The 22,415-nt window shown below is 45.2% G+C and carries 15 protein-coding genes; 13 read left to right on the top strand and 2 right to left on the bottom strand.

Annotated features, from left to right (window positions below; all coding sequences use genetic code 11):
* The first annotated feature begins 141 nt into the window (after window positions 1-141).
* From ACJA3J_RS17180 to ACJA3J_RS17145, 8 genes are all read left to right on the top strand, one after another.
* A complete protein-coding gene (locus ACJA3J_RS17180; protein ID WP_374189721.1) occupies window positions 142-981 on the top strand; it encodes a YitT family protein in 840 nt (279 codons plus the stop codon).
* Window positions 982-1,032: 51 nt separating this feature from the next.
* Window positions 1,033-1,443, top strand: a complete 411-nt coding sequence (locus ACJA3J_RS17175; protein ID WP_406944693.1) for a c-type cytochrome — start codon at window positions 1,033-1,035, stop codon at window positions 1,441-1,443.
* A 250-nt stretch (window positions 1,444-1,693) separates the two neighbouring features.
* Window positions 1,694-2,380, top strand: a complete 687-nt coding sequence (gene ftsE, locus ACJA3J_RS17170) for a cell division ATP-binding protein FtsE (RefSeq protein WP_115822764.1) — start codon at window positions 1,694-1,696, stop codon at window positions 2,378-2,380.
* A 470-nt stretch (window positions 2,381-2,850) separates the two neighbouring features.
* Window positions 2,851-4,350: a S41 family peptidase gene (locus ACJA3J_RS17165; protein ID WP_406944692.1), complete on the top strand. Its 1,500-nt coding sequence runs from the start codon at window positions 2,851-2,853 to the stop codon at window positions 4,348-4,350.
* A gap of 110 nt (window positions 4,351-4,460) precedes the next feature.
* The gene (locus tag ACJA3J_RS17160; protein ID WP_406944691.1) at window positions 4,461-5,648 is read left to right on the top strand and encodes a PDZ domain-containing protein; all 1,188 of its coding nucleotides are present in this window, start codon (window positions 4,461-4,463) and stop codon (window positions 5,646-5,648) included.
* 80 nt (window positions 5,649-5,728) lie between these two features.
* Complete coding sequence (locus ACJA3J_RS17155) at window positions 5,729-6,385, top strand: hypothetical protein (RefSeq protein ID WP_406944690.1); 657 nt, start codon at window positions 5,729-5,731, stop codon at window positions 6,383-6,385.
* Between the two features lie 257 nt (window positions 6,386-6,642).
* Window positions 6,643-7,482 carry an ABC transporter ATP-binding protein gene (locus tag ACJA3J_RS17150; protein WP_406944689.1) on the top strand — a complete coding sequence of 280 codons (840 nt, stop codon included), beginning with the start codon at window positions 6,643-6,645 and terminating at the stop codon, window positions 7,480-7,482.
* Window positions 7,483-7,635: 153 nt separating this feature from the next.
* The gene (locus ACJA3J_RS17145; RefSeq protein WP_406944688.1) at window positions 7,636-9,708 is read left to right on the top strand and encodes a PAS domain S-box protein; all 2,073 of its coding nucleotides are present in this window, start codon (window positions 7,636-7,638) and stop codon (window positions 9,706-9,708) included.
* Window positions 9,709-9,740: 32 nt separating this feature from the next.
* Here the strand turns inward: ACJA3J_RS17145 and ACJA3J_RS17140 are convergent, their stop codons facing one another.
* Window positions 9,741-10,391: a haloacid dehalogenase type II gene (locus ACJA3J_RS17140; protein WP_406944687.1), complete on the bottom strand. Its 651-nt coding sequence runs from the start codon at window positions 10,389-10,391 to the stop codon at window positions 9,741-9,743.
* Between the two features lie 76 nt (window positions 10,392-10,467).
* On the opposite strand from ACJA3J_RS17140, the gene ACJA3J_RS17135 reads away from it, so the two are divergent.
* Window positions 10,468-11,028, top strand: a complete 561-nt coding sequence (locus ACJA3J_RS17135; protein WP_089651327.1) for a metal-dependent hydrolase — start codon at window positions 10,468-10,470, stop codon at window positions 11,026-11,028.
* Between the two features lie 103 nt (window positions 11,029-11,131).
* A complete protein-coding gene (locus ACJA3J_RS17130) occupies window positions 11,132-12,019 on the top strand; it encodes a heme A synthase (protein WP_089651328.1) in 888 nt (295 codons plus the stop codon).
* A gap of 151 nt (window positions 12,020-12,170) precedes the next feature.
* On the opposite strand, the gene ACJA3J_RS17125 is transcribed toward ACJA3J_RS17130, so the two are convergent.
* Window positions 12,171-15,374 (bottom strand): SNF2 helicase associated domain-containing protein, encoded by a 3,204-nt coding sequence (locus ACJA3J_RS17125; RefSeq protein ID WP_406944686.1) that lies wholly within the window; start codon window positions 15,372-15,374, stop codon window positions 12,171-12,173.
* Window positions 15,375-15,691: 317 nt separating this feature from the next.
* On the opposite strand from ACJA3J_RS17125, the gene ACJA3J_RS17120 reads away from it, so the two are divergent.
* From ACJA3J_RS17120 to uvrA, 3 genes are all read left to right on the top strand, one after another.
* Window positions 15,692-17,281: a peptide chain release factor 3 gene (locus ACJA3J_RS17120; RefSeq protein ID WP_115822754.1), complete on the top strand. Its 1,590-nt coding sequence runs from the start codon at window positions 15,692-15,694 to the stop codon at window positions 17,279-17,281.
* A gap of 215 nt (window positions 17,282-17,496) precedes the next feature.
* Window positions 17,497-19,476 carry an excinuclease ABC subunit UvrB gene (gene uvrB, locus ACJA3J_RS17115; RefSeq protein ID WP_089651331.1) on the top strand — a complete coding sequence of 660 codons (1,980 nt, stop codon included), beginning with the start codon at window positions 17,497-17,499 and terminating at the stop codon, window positions 19,474-19,476.
* Between the two features lie 7 nt (window positions 19,477-19,483).
* Entirely contained in the window at window positions 19,484-22,360 is a 2,877-nt protein-coding gene (gene uvrA, locus ACJA3J_RS17110; protein ID WP_406944685.1) for an excinuclease ABC subunit UvrA, read from the top strand.
* The last annotated feature ends 55 nt before the right edge of the window (window positions 22,361-22,415 follow it).

The raw sequence follows: 22,415 nt of genomic DNA, 5'->3' as shown, positions 1-22,415 counted from the left end.
CTTTACCGTGTTAATACGTTATTCTACTCTCATTTACAGGAGAATTCCCTAGTGTTATACTCCTTACGGTTTATGGAGAATGATACATAGGGAGAGTCGAACAGCATGATGATGATGGCAAAAAAATATCGTCGGGAGCCGATGCCGCCGGCACTTAGGCAGACACTAGATTATGGCTTGGTCATTCTTGGATCATTTTTTGTAGCCTTAGCATTCAATTTATTTTTATTACCGAATAACATCGCCTCTGGAGGGGTTGCGGGTGTTAGTACGATCACAAAGGGCGTGTTCGGCTGGGAACCGGGTGTCGTTCAGTGGGTATTGAACATTCCTTTATTCATTATGGGCGTTGTCATATTAGGAAAAAACTTTGGTCTCAAGTCGTTCGTCGGGACTGTTACCCTGCCGTTGTTCGTTTTGATGACGAGTGAAATGGCACCGGCGACACCGAATCCGTTACTTGGCGCGATTTTCGGTGGAATGGGGGTCGGTCTCGGTCTTGGCATTGTTTTTAGAGGACGGGCTTCGACAGGCGGTATCGATTTGGCCGCTCAAGTCTTACACAAATTCACACATTTACCGCTGGGAATCAGTGTCGCTTTATTGGATGGAATGATTGTCCTCACGTCAGCGATTGTTTTCTCACTCGAAGAAGGTCTTTATGCGCTCATAGGGTTATTTGCTACCAGTCGGACGATCGACTTTGTACAAGTGGGACTGAACACTTCGAAGAACGTAATGATCATTACGGAGGATGTCGATGAAGTGCGTTCCGCTATTTTTGAACAAATTGATCGAGGCGTAACCGTATTAAGTGGAGCTGGTGGTTACACGGACAGGGAACGCCGGGTCGTCATGTGTGTTGTTCAGCAGAACGAATTCATCAAATTGACACAAACCGTAAAGACGGTTGACCCGGGGGCGTTTGTCGTCGCGATGAATGCCACCGAAGTTCTTGGAGAGGGTTTCAAAACGACCTGACTCGGTTATAATATCTCTATATCTCATCAAAATACGAGAGGGGATACAGGAATGAAAAAACTATTATCTGCTCTATTTTTAGGGCTGATCCTCGTCTTAAGTGCCTGTGGGGGCGGCGGAGACGAAGGAACGACTGATGACAGCGCGAACGATGAAACGACAGAAGAGCAAACAGGTGAAGATTCTGGAGAAGGTACTGATGAAGGAACTTCAGACAGTGGTGACGGCGAGACTGTCGACACAGCGGCAGCAGAAAAAGTGTACCAAAACAACTGTGCCAGCTGCCACGGCGGTGAACTTGGCGGTGGAATGGGACCAGCTCTAACTGAAGTAGGGTCCAAGTATTCAGCTGAAGATATCGTTGGCATCATTAAAAACGGTAAAGGCGGTATGCCAGCTCAGGACCAAGTATCTGATGACGATGCGCAGCTTGTAGCAAGCTGGCTTGCGACAATGAAATAAGTTCCTAGTGAAAAAGTCTGGTGACGCACCAGGCTTTTTTTTGTACTCTTTTCAACTAACTCTTTTACGGTTATGAACCTCTTTTGGTGTCTTCCGAAATTCAGCTACATAGTGGAATAACCGCCATATGAAAAACAAATGTAATAATTTCATGTCTAAATAAATCGAAAATTAATGTTATAATAAATGTGTTTGTAGACAAGAGAGAAGACAACTGACTTAACATTATGAGAGATACAGGTGATTTTACATGATTAACATGCAAGGAGTATATAAAACATATCCAAATGGAGTTACAGCCTTGAACGGCCTGGATATCCGTATTGATCAGGGAGAATTCGTTTATGTCGTAGGGCCGAGTGGTGCTGGTAAATCAACATTCACGAAACTGATCTACAGAGAAGAAAAACCGACCACTGGAACGGTTCTTGTGAACGACATGGATACATCTACAATGAAACAGCGTCGCATTCCGATGCTGCGCCGTCAAATTGGTGTCGTTTATCAGGACTTCCGTCTGCTGCCGACGCTTACCGTTTATGAGAACGTAGCTTTTGCCCTTGAAGTTATTGAAGAAAATCCACAAAATATCCGCCGCCGTGTCATGGACGTACTTGATCAAGTTCGTTTGAAAAACAAAGCACGTTTCCTTCCGGATGAACTTTCTGGAGGAGAGCAGCAGCGTGTATCCATCGCCCGTGCGATTGTGAACCACCCGAAAGTGCTGATCGCCGATGAGCCGACCGGTAACCTGGATCCAGAGACATCCTGGGAAATCATGCACATCCTTGAAGAAATCAATACAGCAGGGACAACCGTATTAATGGCGACCCACAGCCAGGAAATTGTGAACACGATCCGTAAGCGTGTCATCGCGATCGAAGACGGCATGGTCGTCCGTGACCAAAGCAATGGAGAATATGGCTACGAAATGTAAATGTATGAAGACTGTCTCAGTTTGGAGACGGTCTTTTTCTTTTGGCTTTGATGAAGTTTGGCACCTGCTTACCTCTTTTGGGTGCCAGGCACTAAAATGATAAATGTGGTGCCTGGCACCAAAAAGAAGTGGACCGGTGCCAGGCACCATACAAAGCTCATTCCATACCTGGCACTGAATGATGATTCACCGGTACCAGGTACGCCAAATTTTATTTGTGTACCGGGAACCCACCCGCCGGTTATCGGTACATGGAACCAAACATGTGGAACCAAACATGAATTTCTGCGATTCTCACATCTGATCCAATTACAGGTAGATAGATAGGTGGGGATGTCCTATAATGAAATGGACATGCTATCGTCAGTTTTGGCATATGTTAACTCAGGGAATAATCATTGATTTACGTTGAAGGCGCTTTTTTGCTAGTATAGAGGCAACATGAAATCCAAAATAGAAGGGTGAATGCGATGAATATAAAACCGCGCTACGTTGCGCTGTTGATGGCGCTAGCGGTCCTATTTGGAGCGGCAGGCTCGTACATAGGAATAGAATACTTCGCTGACGGCACGAACGAACAGGCACAATCCGAACAGTATGCAGATAAAGATGCGGAGAACTTTGGGAGTCTGTCAGAAGAGGAGCAGAAGGCATTCATACAAAGTATGTCCGGGAACACCGATTTGAAAAAGGTGGAACAGGCATTCAGTACGATCAAAGAAAATTATGTTGAAGAAGTAGATAAAAACACCCTTGTTGAAGGGGCGATTCAAGGGATGCTCGATACGCTTGAGGATCCATATAGTGTGTATATGGACCCTGAAACGATGGAGCAGTTCAACCAGACGATCGAATCCTCTTTCCAGGGGATTGGTGCGGAAGTGAGTATGGTCAATGATAAGGTGACGATTGTCGCACCAATCAAAGGTTCACCAGCTGAAGAGGCTGGGTTGAAGCCGAACGATCAGATTTTGAAAGTGGATGGCGACAGTGTGGAAGGTCTCGATCTTTACGAAGCCGTTCTGAAGATCCGTGGGGAAAAAGGGACGGAAGTGACATTGCAAATCGACCGCCCTGGGGTCACTGAACCACTCAACATCGATATCACCCGTGATGATATTCCATTAGAAACGGTGTACAGCGATACGAAAGAAGTCAACGGCAAAAAAGCGGGCATTATCGAAATCACCTCTTTTTCTGAGAAAACATCAGACGAATTCCATGAAGCTTTAGAGAAGCTTGAAAAGGATGGAATGGACGGGCTAGTCATTGATGTGCGTGGAAATCCTGGTGGCTTGTTCACAGACGTTCAGGAGATTTTGAAAGAGTTCATCCCGAAAGATAAACCGATCGTCCAGGTGGAAGACCGCAAAGGTGAGAAGACACGTTATTTCTCTGAAAATGAGGAGAAAAAGCCGTATCCGATCACTGTTTTGATGGACGAAGGAAGTGCATCCGCTTCAGAAATTTTAGCTGCGACGATGCAGGAAGCGGGCGGCTATGATCTTGTTGGAACGAAAAGTTTCGGTAAAGGAACCGTTCAACAGGCGTTGCCGATGGGCGATGGCAGTACAATCAAACTGACCTTGTTCAAGTGGTTGACGCCGGACGGCAACTGGATTCATGAAAAAGGGATCGAACCGACCGTGAAAGTGAAACAGCCGGAATATTTTTACACGAATCCGGTGGAAGTGGAAGAACCGCTTCAATACAATGATAATGATGAAAAAGTGAAAAACATTCAAATCATGCTAAAAGGTCTCGGCCATGATCCTGGCCGCACGGATGGATACTACAGCAAAGATACAGAAGCTGCCGTCCAGGCGTTCCAGGAAGAAGCGGGTCTTGAAGCGACCGGCGTTGTTGATGAGAAGACCGGAGGAAAGCTTGAAGAAGCGATCATAAAAGAAGTAAGAGACGAGAAAAACGACAAACAAATGCAAAAAGCGGTCGAGGTCTTGTTTCAATAGGCAGGAATTTGCCGCTGGATGACGAAATATATCCGTAGTCTGTGACTGCGGATTTTTTCGTTATTGGGTATGGACAACAGAGAGCGACACGACTTGAAAGGGGAATTACGTTGGACGTTTGGCTGATGGAATTTGCGAAAGGGATCGGGATGATGTTCACCCTCCCATTTTTATACATAGCTTTAGCGATGATCTTCATCGTGTCTGGAAAACGGGTGAAACAGGAACGAGCGGCGTTTGGGACACGAATCTTTGACCGCTTCACCGAATGGAAAGGGACGTGGGGGACGGCTCTCATAAGTGGCCTCATTTTATCCGTGTTGGGGGTGGGGGGAGGAATGGTATTCAGTTATCCGTTGCTACTCCTCATTTCCGGTGTTTTACTGCTCGTCAGTTTAACAGGGCGCTTAAGCTGGTACTCATCTGCTTATACGCTAGGGTTGAGTTACCTGGTCTTACTCGTCATCCCATATCTGCCTGAATCTGTGCGTGGTTACGAATGGGTAGGAGTACTCCAGGAAACGCCTCTCCACACACTTGCGGTGGTGATGGCCGTTCTTTTATTAACCGAATCGATTCTGATGCTGCGCACAACCTCATCTCATACGTATCCCGAACGGTTGAAAGGGACGCGGGGAATGTGGATCGGCCAGCATCGGTCAAGAAGAATGACAATCGTTCCGTTTCTGGCATTGTTTCCAGGAGGCATGATTGAACCGTTTGCCTCGTGGTGGCCGATGATTTCGCTTGGTGGAGATCCATACGGGGTTATTCTTATTCCTTTTGTTATGGGATGGGAATGGAAAGCTCGCGGGCAGTCTCCTGTCGTCGCAGCAAAGACGATGGGGCGGCACGTTTTTCTGTTGTCGATCATCGTCATAGGGTTTGCTGTCGGGAGCTTTTTCATAGGTGTGCTGTCACTTGTAGCAGTGATGATTGGTTTGATCGGTCGTGAATTCATCTTCGTTCTGCACCGGATGCGTGAAGAGAAAACCCCGTTCTTTTCTTCTGCGAAAAAAGGCATTCGTATTCTGGGTGTCATCCCCAAGGGTCCTGCCGATCAAATGGGACTCGCGCCAGGTGAGGTCATTGAACGTGTGAATGCGATTCCTGTACGAACGGAAAATCAATTTTATGAAGCATTGCAAAATTCAGGGGCGTTTACGAAAATGGAAGTACGTGATGAATGGGGAGAAAATCGCTATGTGCAGCGGGCCATGTATGAAGGCGAACACTATGAACTTGGGCTCGTTTTCGTTGAACCTGCGACCCATGAAGAGTCGGTCGGTTTTTTCTAAAATGATTGGAATCGGAACGGTTATCTTCTCCTTTAAAGTCCTGGAAGATAACCGTTCTATTTTTAAAAAGGGGAGAATCCATGCAGATGCTACATATTTTGAATGGTGAAGAAATGAAAAAGGCTTTTCAGCGTAATGGACGTCTGGAGGGGGAGCCGGTGATTCCTTTCAATGAAGCGATGTGTGCCGGTGAGACTTGTGAAACGATCTTCTCGGAAGAATTTATAAAAACAAGGGCTTTGACTCATGGAGTTTCTGAAAGTGACTACAGACGGATTACCGTAGAAAAACTGGAAGCTGTCTTCCATGAAGGACGAAATCATCTCAAGTTATGGTTTGATGAAGATATGTTCTGTCAGATCAATCTTCTCACCTTACTGGCATGGCTCGATCTAATCGGTTACGAAGGGGAAGTTGAGCTTAGTTTAACTACTCAACAGTTCGAACGTCTCGCCTCGTATACGCTTCATGTAGCTGGATACCATTCCATGTATAAACAGGTTCTTATAAACCGGGCAGTTCCATCCGAAGTTTCTCTCCCTCCGCTCAAAAAGGGGATGGAGTTGTATTTACATTACAAGGATGCAGATAATGAACTTGTGAGATTCATCAAGGATCACCCTGATTTATCGGAAGAGAAGCTGGTAGTGTTGATGATTGGTACGTTCCGAGCGTATGGGTTAGGGGATGTTCAATATTTACAATTGATCAGGAGTGTACGAGCTTCTAATCAATAATTAGAAAAAGTAACTCCAATCGATGTGTATTTAGCGGTGTTGTCCATAACCATTCTGTTAATGAGGCTGTAGGTTCTCATTTATTCCCGCCATGCATACACTTTTCACAGTCCAGTGATGAAAATGATTCTCAAATTCATTGACAGAGCGTGTTCAAGCCCATAAACTAGGAGTTAGAGAAAATATATAGAATTCGTGATTTTTCGTGTAGCTCCAACAGCGATAGATTTCGTGAGACATAAAGGAGAGGTCAGATTATGGATACCCTGTTGGCGAATAATTTAACTCTAGGCTATGGAGATTCCATCATCATAGATTCATTGGATATTACGATCCCGAAAGGCAAAGTCACTGTACTCATCGGTGGAAACGGTTGCGGCAAGTCCACTTTGCTTCGTTCGATGGCTCGTCTACTGCGTCCAAAATCAGGGGAAGTTGTGCTGGATAGTGCGGATATTTCCAAAATGCGTACGAAAGATGTGGCGAAGAAGATGGCGATTCTTCCACAAAGCCCGACAACTCCTGAAGGTCTCAGCGTCTATCAGCTTGTAAAGCAAGGCCGTTATCCTTACCAAGGGTTCGCTAAACGCTGGTCGGACGAAGATGAAAAGGCTGTGACGCGTGCGCTTGAAGATACGAACTTGATGGAGTTGAAAGACAGAACGGTCGATTCTCTGTCCGGTGGGCAGCGTCAACGTGCGTGGATTGCGATGACTCTTGCTCAGGATACAGATATTCTCCTATTGGATGAACCGACGACTTATTTAGATATGACGCACCAGATTGACATTCTGGATCTGCTTTTTGATTTGAATCAGGACAATGGACGTACGGTTGTCATGGTGCTCCATGATATTAACCTGGCCTGTCGTTATGCAGATCATATTATCGCAGTGAAAGATAAAACGGTCTTCGCACAAGGGAAGCCGGAGGATGTCGTGACTTGTGACATGATGCAGCATGTATTCGAAATGCTTTGTGATGTCAGAGAGGATCCTCTTTTCGGTACACCGATGTGCATTCCGCATGGAAAAGGGCGTTGTTTGATCAAAGAAGCGCAGGCGGAAGCTCAGGCTCAACAAAAACAAACGGTATAACTCTCAAAAGCAATGTGCGCTGCACATTGCTTTTTTACATATCTGGAAAGGATTTCTGACTTTTTGGTAGAAAGATACATAGAGAAGCAGGAATGAAACATGATAACATGGTATACATGTGTAAATACGATTATATGATTGAGGGGATAATCCATGGAACGAGTGAAAGAATGGATGGATCAGGGAATCATAGCAGGGATTGCTGACCGCATTCCTCATGAACACTTGTTACATATGCTTATGGATGGAATATCCGACTATATCTTTTTTATGGAAGTCGTCGGAGAGAGACGATTTAAATATGTGTATATGAATGAATCTGCCAAAAACCATTCCCCGATCAAAGGAGCGGGATGGGAAGGCAAATACATAGAAGATCTTTTAAGTGAGGAACAAGCAGAGGCTTTAATTGAAGCCTATCAAACAGTTGTTAAGAAAAAAGAAGCCCTCACTTATGAAGATGAAATTATCATAAATGGAACACTTTTCAGAGGACATTCCGTGCTGACTCCTATGATGGACGAATCGGGAGAAGTGACCCACATTGTCGCGATTACGAGGAACATTACCGAAGTGATCGAAAAAGAACGCGATCTCAGCCGGATCAATGCCATGTATCGTTCTTTGATGAAGGATACGACAGACGCGATTTTGATTGTCGATACAGCCGGCAATATTTTAGAAGCGAATCGTGCATTAGAAGAGCTGTACGGCTATACGAAAGAAGAAATGCATGCCTCTTCGTTCCCGTTTGTCCCTTCGAACAGAATAGAAGAAGCGCACGAGCTTGTTCGTAAAGGGAAGGAAAGAGCGATTGCCGGTTTTGAAACGGTCCGTCAAAGAAAAGACGGAACGCTTGTGGATGTTTCGATCAGCGTATCTCCGATTCAGAACGAAGATGGGGAAACAATCGGCATCAGTTCGATAGTAAGAGATATTTCGAAAGATAAAACCGCTCAGAGGAAGTTGGAAGCGAGCAGATCCCGCTATCGGTCGTTGTTCAAACATAACCCACAGCCAATCTTGACGCTTACTTTCCAGGGGCTGATTAAGAAAGCGAACTCAGCTACATTGCGTCTCTTGAAAATTGAGGAAGATGACCTAGTGCAAACGTCTATCGTCGATTGGGTGCCAAAAGAGCAGAGAAGCTGGTTGAGGAAGCAGCTGTTAGAATCCTTTTTCCAAAACGGTACCCGGTTTGAAACGAGTTTTTGGATGGATGGAGAAGAGCGTATTTTACGAGTTTCTCTCGTTCCGATTATTAATGAGGGGCAGAAAGAAGGGATTTATGCGATCCTTGAGGACCGGACGGAACAAGTGAGGGCCCATGAAGCTTTAAGGCAGAGTGAGGAAAAGTTCCGCCTGATTGCCGATCATTCCAATGATTTGATCTCTGTCTTCTCACCAATGGGAGAGTTGGTTTACGCGTCTCCATCACAAAAGAAATTCTTAGGCCGCGCTCCGCATGAGATGTCCTCAGAAGAGCTCATGAAGCAGCTTGAGCCCGATGATTTAAATAACCTTTCCAATGCTTTTAAGTGGAGCGAAGGGAGTAAAGAAGCGTTTACGGTTTCCTTAACATTGAAAAGCCAGAATGGAGAGCCTGTCTGGTTTGAATGCAGAGGGACGCCGGTTGTAAGCGAGCAGAATCAGGTCAGCCATTTTGTCATCGTGGCCCGGGATATTTCCGAGCAGAAAAATTATGAAGAAAAGCTTGAGCGTTTTGCTTTTTACGATTATTTGACGGATTTGCCGAACCGGAGGCTGTTTGAAGACCGGGTGGAACAGGCCATCGCGAAGGCTGAACGGTCCGGTGAATCATTCGCCCTCCTTTACTTAGATGGGGACGGGTTCAAGTGCATCAACGATGAATATGGTCATGAAATTGGTGATGAATTTTTGTGCAGTGTCGGGAAGCGGATGAAAGAATGTATCCGGTCGGGGGATTCTGTCGGACGAATCGGTGGGGACGAATTTGCGATTCTATTGGAAGATATTGCGGATCGTGATCAAATCTATGAAGTATCCATGCGCGCGCTCGAGAAATTGAGAGAGCCTTATATCGTCAAAGGAGAGGAAATCCGTTCCTCTTTTTCTATCGGTGTCGCCTGTTATCCGGAAGATGGACGGACATTGGATGACCTGTTCCGGTCAGCCGACCAGGCTCTTTACAGAGGAAAGCGAGACGGGAAAAATCAGGTGCGTCTATACGAGCATCATCCTTAAAAGACGGAGCCCCCCATGGGACTCCGTCTTTTTTAGTCAGGGATTTCATTAAGATTGCTTATGATGTGTGTCGGGTTGATTCCAAGTTCCGGCCATTTTTGCTGTTTTCGGTTCACCCAGGCCGTATGGAACCCGTAGGAAGCTGCTCCTGTAATGTCCCAGGGATTACTCGAAAAGAAAAGGATCTCTCCTTTTTCAAACCCTAATTGTTCATGAGCGTAGCTGTAGGCATTGGGGTGAGGCTTGTAAACCTCAACATCGTCAGCGCTGAGTAGATTAAAGTCTTCTTTCAGCTGATTATTTTCTAAGAGAGGCTCTAACATCGAACGGGTCCCGTTTGAAAAAATGGTAAACGTTTTGTCTTGATGGTTTTGTTTTAACGAAGGGACCTCATCGTAAGGCTGAAGTTGTTCATATTCGTGCATCAGGTCTTCCACAACATCCGGTTTCACATCCACATTACTGTAAGCGAGGGCATCTAAAAGCGCCCATCTGGTAATGTCGGTGAATGGCTTGTATCCTTGGATCAACTGTCGGACGAGGAAATAGTGAACCTGCCGGCTGCGCCACTCTTCACTTACCTTAGGACCTTGGTCAGGGAAAAATTGATGAATCTTCTTCATGACGCTATGGACGTCAAATAACGTTCCATACGCATCGAAAACGTAAGCTTTATAGGTCATAGTTCAGACTCCTTTCCATTGATTAGGTTCCCCTTGGGGATTAGGGGTAAACAAGAAGTTAGGGGAGGGTGAAAAAATGAATACACTGCACCATGGCTACTGGACATTTTTTGCAACTAGAAAACAAAGGTACACCGGCTGGTTTATTTTCGGGAGCCTTTCACCAGATATCGTGTATTATGTCATGTTCATCTATTTAAGTGTAAGAAGACAGGCGTGGCAGGTGGTGGACGATGCCGATCCAATGCGATCGTTGTTTGGTTTAGTCCATGATCTGTTTGATCATCCTGTCGTTTTTGTTTTGCGGCATGCGGGTCATTCCCTGCTTGTATGGGGGATCTTTTTTGTCATTTTTTTGATCTGGAAAGGAAGAAGGCTCTCGATGTGGACCGCTTTTTCCTATGGGTGGCTTGGGCATGTAATCCTTGATATTCTTACCCATCATGATGATGCGGTTCCTATGTTCTATCCAATCAGCAGCTATACGTTTAAAAGCCCCGTTTCCTACTGGGATGATGATCATTATGCGAACGTTTTCTCGATGGTCAATACCTTGCTAATTGCGGTTTCTCTCCTCTATTTACTCGTTAGAAAAATCAGGGATAAACGTCGTTCACAAAAAGTTCATGACTCATGACGGCGCTTTCCTTTCTCTATCATCCAAAATTCGTGATATGATTTACTTAGGAAACAAACAATATTCATGACATCATGATCATAGATAGAGAAAGGGTAAGACGATGAAGAAATTTTCAATTCTAACTACATTCGTTACGTTTCTCGCATTGATCCTCGGAAACCTTGTCGTTGCGACGGATTCAGGGGACGCGTGTGGGACGACGTGGCCGGTTTGTAACGGAAAGATTTTTCCTGATATTACAGACTATCACGTCATTATAGAGTATTCACACCGTTTGATGGTCCCATTACTTATCATGCTCACTGCCATCAATGCTGTAGGTGCGATCTATAAATACCGTAAAAACAAATCTGTATTTATTTTAGCTATTCTAAGTTTGGCGCTGCTTGTATTTCAGTCTATGGTTGGAGGGTTGAACGTTCTCCTAGGGACACCACCAGGGTTCACGACATTCGACGTTACGTTCAGCCAGCTATTGTTAATCGTTCTCGTGTTGTTGAGTTACAGTCTTCATGAAAAGAAAATCGAGCTGAACCGGACGAGCTGGGCATCGGTATCTATGAGTTATCGTGCTTTTCTGCTGGGTTATATCGCCTATATTGGACAGGTGATTCTCGGTGCATTCTTTAAACACAGCCGCGCGAGCAATGTCATGATGGACATTCCAGCGATGGAATACTTGATCACAAGTGAGTCCGTTGCGAATGCCGTGTATTCTTTACACTGGGTAGCGACCTTTGTTGTCATTGTCGCAGCGATTTGGTTCGTCATCTACGCTTCAAGGTTCAAATACCATATCGCGTTGTCCTGGGCTTATTTGATCTCTCTTCTGCTGAATGCAGTGGTAGGATTTATTATCGTCGTTACAGGAAACGTCGTGCTCGCTTCTTCGATGCATATGCTCATTTCTACGGTGACGATGGTCATCGGCGCTTGCATCCTCGGAGGATACTGGTTCAAACTGCAAAAGAAAACCATGAAAGTATAAGAAGAAAGCTGCCAACGCGGCAGCTTTCTTTTTTAGGGGTTTTATGGAAATTTCTGTATGACCTGGTCTGGAACTTTGTTCCAGACCAGGTCATACAGAAAATACCAATGAACTACGTGCAAAAGAAAAAGAGCCGTTTGGTAACGGCTCTTTATTGGAAGAGTTGCTTGATTTCTTCTTCGCTTAGGGAAGTAAGCATCGATTCTCCCGGTTGAATGATTTGGTCGACTAGATCGCGTTTCTTCTGTTGGAGCTGATAGATGCGCTCTTCGATCGTGCCTTCTGATATCATCCGGATGACTTGTACGACTTTTTCTTGACCGATGCGGTGCGCACGGCCAGCCGCCTGTTCTTCGATGGCCGGGTTCCACCAGAGGTCGTAAAGGATAACGGTGTCCGCACCTGTGAGGTTCAGACCGGTACCTCCCGCTTTCAAGGAGATGAAAAATGCATCTTTTTCTCCTTCGTTGAAAGCTTCGACCATTTCCATTCGTTTTTCCGATTTCGTGCTGCCATCTAAATAGAAGGCCTGTAACCCTTCTTTGGCAAGTTCATCGTGCATCTTGGTCAGCATGCTTGAAAACTGAGAAAAGATCAGCAGTCGGTGCCCGCCTTCTTTCAGCTCCCGCGTCAGTTCTTTCAACTGTTCAAGCTTTCCAGACTGTCCTTCGTAATTTTCAAGGAACAACCCGGGGTGACAGCAAATTTGCCTTAGTCTCGTAAGTCCGGCGAGAATTTCGAGTTTGCCTCGCTGTATGCCTTTCGTTGCAATTGTTTCTTGGATATCGTTTTGAATTCTTTCCAAGTAGGCGAGGTACACTTCTTTCTGTTCCCGTGTCAGCTCTGAATACTGGACGGTATCAATTTTATCTGGCAACTCATCGAGCACTTCTGTTTTCATCCGTCGTAAAATGAACGGGCGGGTCATCAAAGAGATCTTCTCCGGTTTTAATTGCATAAACTTTTTCTTACTCGTGAAAAATCCTGGCATGATGGTACGGAACAGCGACCATAGTTCCTGCAGGGAATTCTCAATGGGTGTACCACTTAAGGCAAAGCGATGTCTCGATTTGATCGATCGAACGGCCACAGCTGTTTTCGTCGTTTCATTTTTGATTGCTTGTGATTCATCGAGGACCATCGCGTGAAACTTTTGCTCTTCATAAGAAGTGATGTCCTGTCTGAGCAATGGATAAGATGTAATCCAAATATCTTTTTCTGCTGCTTCGTTCAGCGCTTCCTGTCTTGCCGTTGGATCCCCTGTCAAAATCTGTACCGACAATTTTGGTGCGAATTTTTCAAGTTCTTTTTTCCAATTGTATACAAGAGAAGCTGGAGCGATGATGATGGCCGGGTCTGTCATGTTCCCTTTCATTTTTTCATCTAACAAAAAGGTAATCGTTTGTATGGTTTTCCCTAATCCCATGTCATCAGCGAGCACACCGCCTAAACCGTAATGACTGAGCATTTTCATCCAACGAAAACCGGTTAATTGGTATGGTCGTAAGTCCGCCTGCAGACCTTCCGGAGGATCAATTTCAAAGGATTGAGGTGATTTCAGTCGATCCACAAGCTCTTGGAAAAGCTGATTTCTTTCTGCTTCATTCGGATTCAGTGCATCTTCCACTTGCAAGCTTCGTGCTGTTGAGACTTGGAAATGGTTGTTTTCTAAATCTTTTGTGCTCAACTCCAGATCATCGACGAGCTTTTGAAAACGATCGAAGGATTCGCTCGTCAAAGCCATGAGTGCACCGTCGGATAAACGGTAATACTTTTTCCGTTCAATGACGGCTTTAAGAGCTTCTGTCACATCGTTATCACTTATGCCATCGATGGTAAAATTGATATCGAGCCAATTGCCGTCGCTCTCCAGTTCAACCGACGTCTGCAGTTCGAGTGGTCGATCTTCCACAAGGGAACGGACGGAAGAGGAAAGGTAAACATCACTGTGCTCTTTTAGCTTTGGCAAGTAGTGATAAAGGAATTGATCCAGCTTGTCCTCGTCTTCAATATAGACCATCTCTCCATCAAACTTGAATTCGCCAAGTTCAATGATCTGCATGATTTCCTGCTCTGTCTGTCGATCGCGTCTTACAATCGTTTGATTGCTCAATGGCTGCTCATTGAACGGATCGATCGACAAGTCACCATATTGAAACTTAACATCAATCGTGAGTGTCCACTGTTGAAAATCCAAGTAGGTTTTAGCAACGAGTGACTCTTGCACAATTTTTTCTTGAGCGGAGCGATCAAGCTGTACATCTGCAATGGTCTCAAGCTCAGGAAGAACATACGATACAATTCCTTCCATATCATTGTGGCTTACCGTGTGGTTTCCATTCGAATTGTAAGGAAGGATGGTGTAAAGCGTTTGAAGGACCTCTTCCTGCTGAGCATCGACAGGATAAAAGCTGCCTTGTTTATAGAGAAGGTGGTAATCCGACAGGTAATCGTAATCTTTCAAATGATTCATGTGCATATGAAAGTGGCCTCGTTCTTCCGAAACGTAAAAAGAAAGGTTCGGGAACTCCTCTTCGAACCGGACGAGTCCCACGTTTTCCCCTCGCTCTATCACCTCTGCCTGTTGCTTTTCTAAAAGCGGAAGCAGTTGAGTAGCAAGCGTTGGAGAAACTTTTAATACTTTCGGTTCGGCTGAATTCCACTGTTGCTCATAAAATTGTTCTTGTTCGTAAGCGAGCTGTAATAGTCTTAGAATTTCCTTATCATCAGCTGAAAAGGAGTGTTCTGCGGGATCGTACGTGAACTTTTTTGTAATCCGGTATGCTTGATCTTTACGAATATGATCAAGCAGGTCACGGATGTTTTTAATCACATAGGGATAGTTTTCTCCGAGCTTCATTTCCAAGCCGAGGCTTTTTGAGCCAAGAATCGATTGTAGGTGAAGGAAATATTGGATTTGAAGAGGTTTCTTCAAGTCCTGTGCCCCTCGGTTTTCCTGACGCTGTCTGAAGGCCTCGAACAAGCTGACCGCAAACATCCGGTCCTGATTCGTCAAACCGGACTGGGATTTGCGGCCTTTTTCTGCTAGTTTCGGCGCCAGATCTTCTAACGTTTTTTCACGGATGGCGATCAGGACAGCCGCAATATGCTTACACTTGTAGTAGGTGGCATAAGCTGGACACTCACACGTCGCCTCCACATCTTCGTCCTCAAAAAAGAAAACACGGACTTCATAGTCGTGCGTTCCTGCAACGACCGCCCGCCATGAGCGAATCGCATTATTATGAGAAAGACCGTACACTTTCCCCCGGTCGAAATATTGCTTTCCACGTGTGTAAAAAGCTTGACCAGTAATTTTCTTTATATCGTTCGGTTGTAATAAGTAACTCTGCATAACTGGCATCCTTACTATCGTTTTTATCCCATTATAACAGGTTTGAACACCTAAAGAGAATGAGAGGGGTTTAGGAATAAATGTATGACCAGGTCATCCAGAATCTGGATGACCTGGTACACCAATATCTGGAAGATGTTTGTTTTTGTGATTGATTTTACATGTGGGTTATGCTAACTTTCAAAGTATAATCAAAAAATTCGACGAAGGCGCTTGAGTGTGTGAGCGCTTTTTTTATGGAGTGAATCTGCCAATGTAAAACGTATATCCTACCCATCCTAATGCATTGAAATTCTTAATAAACGGAGGATATCACGATGAGTCAAATACAAAACGAAATGAAAAAGCGCCGTACGTTTGCTATTATCTCCCACCCGGACGCCGGTAAAACAACAATGACGGAGAAAATGCTATTATTCGGAAACTTGATCCGATCTGCAGGTACGGTCAAAGGGAAAAAGTCTGGTAAGTTTGCAACATCTGACTGGATGGAAATTGAGAAGCAGCGTGGAATTTCTGTCACGTCCAGTGTGATGAACTTCCCTTATAAAGATTATCAAGTGAATATTTTGGATACACCCGGACACGAAGACTTCAGTGAAGACACGTACCGTACATTGACGGCTGTCGACAGTGTTGTCATGGTCATCGATGGAACAAAAGGGATTGAGGCGCAGACGCTCAAGCTGTTTAAAGTTTGTAAAATGCGCGGCATCCCAATCTTCACTTTTATCAACAAAATGGACCGTGAAGGCCGTGAGCCGTTGGAATTGATGGAAGAAATCGAAGAAACGTTGAATATTGAAACCTATCCAATGACATGGCCGGCAGGGATGGGCAAGCGCTTCTTAGGCGTCTTCGATCGTGAAAATGAGCAATTCGTTCATTACACAGGAAACGAGGAAGAAGAATACATTCCTTACAGCGAGCTTGATCAGCACCCTGAATTGACGGAAAATGCCACGTTCCAGGAATCGGAAGAAGAAATGGAAATGGTTGCTGAAGCTGGGGATACATTTGATATGGAAAAAGTGATGCGCGGAGATCAGACGCCTGTCTTCTTCGGAAGTGCTCTCGCCCCGTTCGGAGTGGAAACTTTCTTCAATTCATTCATTGATATGGCCCCTGAGCCGGCGCCGAGAAAATCGACAGAGGGTATCGTTTCGCCAGATCACGAAGAATTCTCTGGTTTCATCTTTAAAATCCAGGCCAACATGAATCCACAGCACCGTGACCGGATCGCTTTTGTCAGAATCTGCTCCGGAAAATTTGAACGCGGAATGAACGTTACGCTCTCCCGTACAGGAAAAACGTTCAAACTGGCTCAATCCCAGCAATTTGTGGCTTCTTCCCGTGGAACCGTAGAGGAAGGGTATGCCGGGGATATAATCGGAATCTATGATCCGAACGTCTACCGAATTGGGGATACCATCGTGACCGGAAAGTCCAATTTCGAGTACGATGAGCTTCCACAATTCCCTCCTGAATTATTTAAGAAAGTAACAGCGAAGAACGTCATGAAATCCAAGCAGTTCCGAAAAGGGTTGGAACAGCTTGTGCAGGAAGGCGCCATTCAGTTGTTTAAACGCTATCGATTTGAAGACTATATCATCGGAGCGGTTGGTGAGCTTCAATACGAAGTCTTTGAATATCGTATGAAGAACGAGTACAACGTGGACATTGAATTGACTCCTCTAGGTGAGCGCATCCCTCGTTGGTTGAAAGAAGATCAGGTGGATGAGTCGCTGTTTGATGAGCGAAACATGCTTGCAGAAGATCGAGAAGGCAATCCACTTGTCCTCTTTAAAAACGACTTCTCTCTACGTTGGTTCAAAGATAAAAATCCAGACATCGAGCTGACCGATCTGTTCGAAGTCAACGAATACAACCAAACGCTGAATTCTTAATAAGCGAAGCACTTTGCAATCTGCAAAGTGCTTTTTTTATCGTTGAAAATGGGATAAACTGGAGGACCTGGTGTGGAATTTTATTCCACACCAGGTCCTCCAGTAATTGACAGTGCACACCCAGATGCGAATGTTTGTTCGTTCGATGTTAGAATGGTAAACTGTTGTGGTAAACTAAAAAGTACGAGTATAGACAATGAACGGAGGTTTTCGTCGTGGAGGAGAAGTTTGAATTAGTTTCACAGTATTCACCTCAAGGAGATCAACCGCGAGCGATTGAGGAACTTGTTCAGGGGATTGAACGAGGAGATAAGCATCAGACATTGCTCGGGGCCACAGGTACAGGAAAGACATTTACGATGTCCAATGTCATTGAGCGAGTAAATAAACCGACACTGATCATCGCCCATAACAAAACGCTTGCTGGACAGTTATATAGTGAATTCAAAGAGTTTTTCCCGAACAACGCTGTCGAGTATTTCGTCAGTTATTATGACTATTATCAGCCAGAAGCTTATGTGCCTTCATCAGATACGTTTATCGAAAAAGATGCGAGCATCAATGATGAGATTGATAAATTGCGTCACTCAGCGACCTCTGCCCTGTTTGAGCGGAACGATGTCATCATCGTTGCCAGTGTTTCTTGTATCTATGGTCTCGGTTCTCCCGACGAATACCGCAGCCAGGTGCTTTCTATTCGAACGGGAATGGAAAAAGACCGTGATGAGTTATTGAGAAACCTTGTAGATATCCAGTATGCAAGAAATGATATCGACTTTCAGCGCGGGACGTTCCGAGTACGTGGGGATTCGGTTGAAATCATCCCCGCTTCAAGAGAGGAACATGCGATGCGGGTGGAATTTTTCGGAGATGAAATCGACCGCATTCGTGAAGTCGACGTACTGACTGGTGAAGTTGTCGGAGATCGAGACCACGTAGCGATTTTCCCTGCTTCACACTTCGTCACGCGTGAAGAAAAGCTGAAAAAAGCGATTAAAAATATAGAAAAAGAGTTGGAAGTCCGTCTGAAGGAATTGCGTGACCAAGATAAATTGCTGGAAGCCCAGCGTCTTGAACAACGGACAAATTATGATCTGGAAATGATGAACGAAATGGGCTTTTGTTCTGGAATCGAAAACTATTCGAGACACCTGACTTTCAGAGAAGAAGGCGCAACACCTTATACCCTGCTTGATTATTTTCCGGACGATTTCCTTATGATGGTGGATGAGTCTCACGTTACGCTTCCTCAAGTGAGGGGAATGTATAACGGGGACCGAGCGCGAAAACAAGTATTGGTGGACCATGGTTTCCGACTGCCTTCAGCAATGGATAACAGGCCGCTCATGTTTCCTGAATTTGAAGAACATATCAATCAGATTGCTTATGTTTCCGCGACCCCGGGTCCTTATGAAATTGAACATACACCGAAAATGATTGAACAGATCATTCGACCGACAGGGCTGCTGGATCCTGAAATAGACGTCCGCCCGATCCATGGTCAAATTGATGACCTTGTAGGGGAAATCAATAAACGGAAAGATAAGAACGAACGCGTCCTCGTGACGACATTAACGAAGAAGATGTCTGAGGATCTGACCGATTACCTTAAAGACCTTGGAGTCAAGGTTGCTTATTTACACTCGGAAATTAAGACACTGGAACGTATTGAGATCATCCGTGATTTAAGGGTCGGGAAATACGATGTTATTGTCGGAATCAACTTGCTTCGTGAAGGACTGGACATTCCCGAAGTCTCCCTCGTCACTATTTTGGATGCGGACAAGGAAGGTTTCTTGCGCTCCGACCGCTCCCTCATCCAAACGATTGGTCGAGCGGCACGTAATGAAAACGGCCGAGTGATTATGTATGCGGATAAGATGACGAAGTCCATGCAGTTTGCGATTGATGAAACGTACAGACGTCGTGAAAAACAAATCGCTTATAACGAAAAGCATGGGGTCACACCGAAAACGATCAAGAAGGAAGTACGTGACGTGATTAAAGCGACGAACGTAGCCGAAGACGAAGCTGGTTATGATACAGGTAAGAAGCCTTCAGAAATGACGAAGAAAGAACGTCAGGAAATGATCGACAATTTGGAAACCGAAATGAAACAAGCCGCACGCGACCTCGATTTCGAACGGGCAGCCGAACTGCGTGATGTGCTGTTGGAATTAAAAGCGGAGGGATGAAAAGAGTATGGCCAGTAAACATATCAGTATTAGAGGAGCACGCGCTCACAATTTAAAAAATATCGATATCGACATCCCGAAAAACAAACTGGTCGTCATGACCGGTTTGTCCGGTTCAGGGAAGTCTTCTTTGGCCTTCGATACGATTTATGCGGAAGGACAAAGACGCTACGTTGAATCACTAAGTGCCTATGCACGACAATTTTTAGGTCAGATGGACAAACCCGATGTGGATTCCATAGAAGGCCTGTCCCCGGCAATCTCTATCGACCAGAAAACAACCAGCCGTAACCCACGATCAACCGTAGGTACAGTAACGGAAATTTATGACTACCTGCGTCTGTTGTTCGCCCGCATCGGTCGTCCGACCTGTCCGAAGCACGGAGTGGAAATCAGTTCACAAACGGTTCAGCAGATGGTCGACCGTGTGATGGAATATCCGGAAAGAACGAAACTCCAAATCCTTGCACCGGTTGTATCTGGTAGAAAAGGGGAACACGCTAAAGTCTTTGAACAGCTCCAGAAGGAAGGGTATATCCGCCTTCGAGTCGACGGGGAAATGCGCGAAATTTCCGAGGAAATAAATCTCGAGAAAAATAAAAAGCACTCGATTGAGGTCGTCATCGATCGAATCGTCGTAAAAGAGGGTGTGGAAGGCAGACTTTCTGACTCTATTGAGACAGCTCTTAAACTTGGTGGCGGGCACACGATTGTGGACGTTATCGGTGAAGAAGAGCTGATGTTCAGTGAGCACCACGCATGTCCAATCTGTGGTTTTTCCGTTAGTGAATTAGAGCCGAGAATGTTCTCATTCAACAGCCCTTATGGAGCTTGTAACCGATGTGACGGGTTAGGCACACAGCTTGAAGTTGACATAGACCTTGTGATCCCGGATTGGAGTCGCTCCTTGAATGAACATGTGATTGCTGCCTGGGAACCGCAGAGTTCTCAATACTATCCTCAGCTTCTGAAAAGTGTTTCCGACCATTACGGAATCGATATGAATAAACCGTTCCGTGACCTGCCGGAAGAACATAAAGAGAAAGTGCTTTATGGAAGTGGTGAGGACAAAATCTACTTCCGCTACGAAAATGACTTTGGAAAAGTAAGGGAAAACGATATTTTCTTCGAGGGTGTCATTCCAAACATTTCTCGCCGTTACCGTGAAACGAGCTCTGATTACATTCGTGAACAGATGGAAAAGTACATGGCTCAAAAACCGTGTCCGAAATGTAAAGGAAATCGATTGAATGAAGAAGCGCTGGCGGTCTTGATCGATGGAAAGCATATCGGCATCACAACCGATTATTCCGTGACTGAAGCGAAGGAGTTCTTCGAGGCCCTTGAGTTGACAGAAAAAGAAGAAACGATCGCCCGTATGATTCTTAAAGAAATTTGCGAACGTCTCAGTTTCCTAGCGAACGTAGGCCTGGATTATTTAACCCTCTCGCGTTCGGCAGGGACACTATCCGGTGGTGAAGCCCAGCGTATACGTCTGGCGACCCAAATCGGTTCTGCCCTTACTGGTGTTTTATATGTGCTCGATGAGCCATCGATCGGCCTTCACCAGCGTGATAATGACCGTTTGATCAATACCCTGAAACGAATGCGTGATCTTGATAATACGTTGATTGTCGTTGAGCATGATGAAGATACGATGCTGGCCGCGGACTACTTGATCGACATCGGACCAGGAGCAGGCGCTCACGGAGGAGATATCGTCACTCAAGGAACACCAAAACAGGTGATGAAAAGCCGTAAATCCTTGACGGGTCAATATCTTTCAGGCAAAAAGTTCATTCCTCTGCCAGCCGAACGTCGGAAGGCGGATGACCGCTTCTTGAAAATAAAAGGAGCAGAAGAAAATAACCTTAAAAAAGTGGATACAGAAATTCCGCTCGGAGTGTTCACAGCGGTAACAGGAGTTTCCGGTTCCGGTAAAAGTACACTCATTAACGAAATTTTGTATAAGTCCCTTTCAATGAAACTTCACAATGGGAAACAAAAACCAGGAAAGCATAAAACGATCGAAGGGATGGAACATCTGGATAAAGTGATTGACATCGATCAATCCCCGATTGGCCGTACGCCACGTTCCAACCCGGCTACTTACACGGGTGTGTTTGATGATATTCGTGATGTTTTCGCACAAACGAATGAAGCGAAAATCAGAGGGTATAAAAAAGGACGATTCAGTTTCAATGTGAAAGGTGGACGCTGTGAGGCCTGCCGCGGGGATGGAATCATTAAAATTGAAATGCACTTCCTGCCAGACGTTTATGTCCCTTGTGAAGTTTGTGATGGGAAAAGGTATAACCGTGAAACATTGGAAGTGAAGTATAAAGGCAAGAGCATCGCTGATGTATTAGGCATGACGATTGAAGAAGCGCTTGACTTCTTTGCGAACATTCCTAAGATTAAGCGTAAGCTTCAAACGGTTGCCGACGTAGGACTGGAATATATTAAACTCGGTCAGCCCGCCACTACACTGTCGGGAGGAGAAGCACAGCGGGTGAAGCTAGCAAGTGAACTTCACCGCCGATCGAATGGAAAGTCCTTTTATATCCTGGATGAGCCGACAACCGGTCTGCATGTCGATGACATTTCAAGATTACTGAAAGTGTTGCAAAGACTTGTTGATAACGGTGATTCCGTATTGATCATTGAGCATAACCTTGATGTCATCAAAGAAGCCGACCATATCATTGACCTCGGACCAGAAGGTGGAGAAAACGGGGGAAGAATTATTGCAAGCGGCACTCCTGAACATGTAGCAGAGCAGGAGATTTCATATACGGGCCGTTATTTAAAACCTGTTCTAGAACGAGACAGGGCACGGATGGATAAGAAAATGAATGCCCGTGAAAAAGTAGGGAACAAGTAGATGTTTTGACGCTTGCCTCTAAATTGAGTATCGTTAAACAAGAATCGTTTGACGG

The sequence above is a fragment of the Halobacillus sp. SY10 genome (assembly GCF_045401165.1).
Taxonomy (GTDB): Bacteria; Bacillota; Bacilli; order Bacillales; family Halobacillaceae; genus Halobacillus; species Halobacillus aidingensis.
The sequence above is the reverse complement of the archived record's forward strand: the minus strand, read 5'-3'. Positions and strand labels throughout refer to the sequence as shown.

What these genes read in the sequence shown, in the direction of transcription:
- ACJA3J_RS17145 (WP_406944688.1), top strand. Translation starts at nt 7,636, where the DNA reads ATGGAACGAGTGAAAGAATGGATGGATCAGGGAATCATAGCAGGGATT.
- ACJA3J_RS17135 (WP_089651327.1), top strand. Translation starts at nt 10,468, where the DNA reads ATGAATACACTGCACCATGGCTACTGGACATTTTTTGCAACTAGAAAA.
- uvrA (WP_406944685.1), top strand. Translation starts at nt 19,484, where the DNA reads ATGGCCAGTAAACATATCAGTATTAGAGGAGCACGCGCTCACAATTTA.
- ACJA3J_RS17130 (WP_089651328.1), top strand. Translation starts at nt 11,132, where the DNA reads ATGAAGAAATTTTCAATTCTAACTACATTCGTTACGTTTCTCGCATTG.
- ACJA3J_RS17155 (WP_406944690.1), top strand. Translation starts at nt 5,729, where the DNA reads ATGCAGATGCTACATATTTTGAATGGTGAAGAAATGAAAAAGGCTTTT.
- ftsE (WP_115822764.1), top strand. Translation starts at nt 1,694, where the DNA reads ATGATTAACATGCAAGGAGTATATAAAACATATCCAAATGGAGTTACA.
- ACJA3J_RS17140 (WP_406944687.1), bottom strand. Translation starts at nt 10,391, where the DNA reads ATGACCTATAAAGCTTACGTTTTCGATGCGTATGGAACGTTATTTGAC.
- ACJA3J_RS17120 (WP_115822754.1), top strand. Translation starts at nt 15,692, where the DNA reads ATGAGTCAAATACAAAACGAAATGAAAAAGCGCCGTACGTTTGCTATT.
- ACJA3J_RS17165 (WP_406944692.1), top strand. Translation starts at nt 2,851, where the DNA reads ATGAATATAAAACCGCGCTACGTTGCGCTGTTGATGGCGCTAGCGGTC.
- ACJA3J_RS17175 (WP_406944693.1), top strand. Translation starts at nt 1,033, where the DNA reads ATGAAAAAACTATTATCTGCTCTATTTTTAGGGCTGATCCTCGTCTTA.
- ACJA3J_RS17180 (WP_374189721.1), top strand. Translation starts at nt 142, where the DNA reads ATGCCGCCGGCACTTAGGCAGACACTAGATTATGGCTTGGTCATTCTT.
- ACJA3J_RS17125 (WP_406944686.1), bottom strand. Translation starts at nt 15,374, where the DNA reads ATGCAGAGTTACTTATTACAACCGAACGATATAAAGAAAATTACTGGT.
- ACJA3J_RS17150 (WP_406944689.1), top strand. Translation starts at nt 6,643, where the DNA reads ATGGATACCCTGTTGGCGAATAATTTAACTCTAGGCTATGGAGATTCC.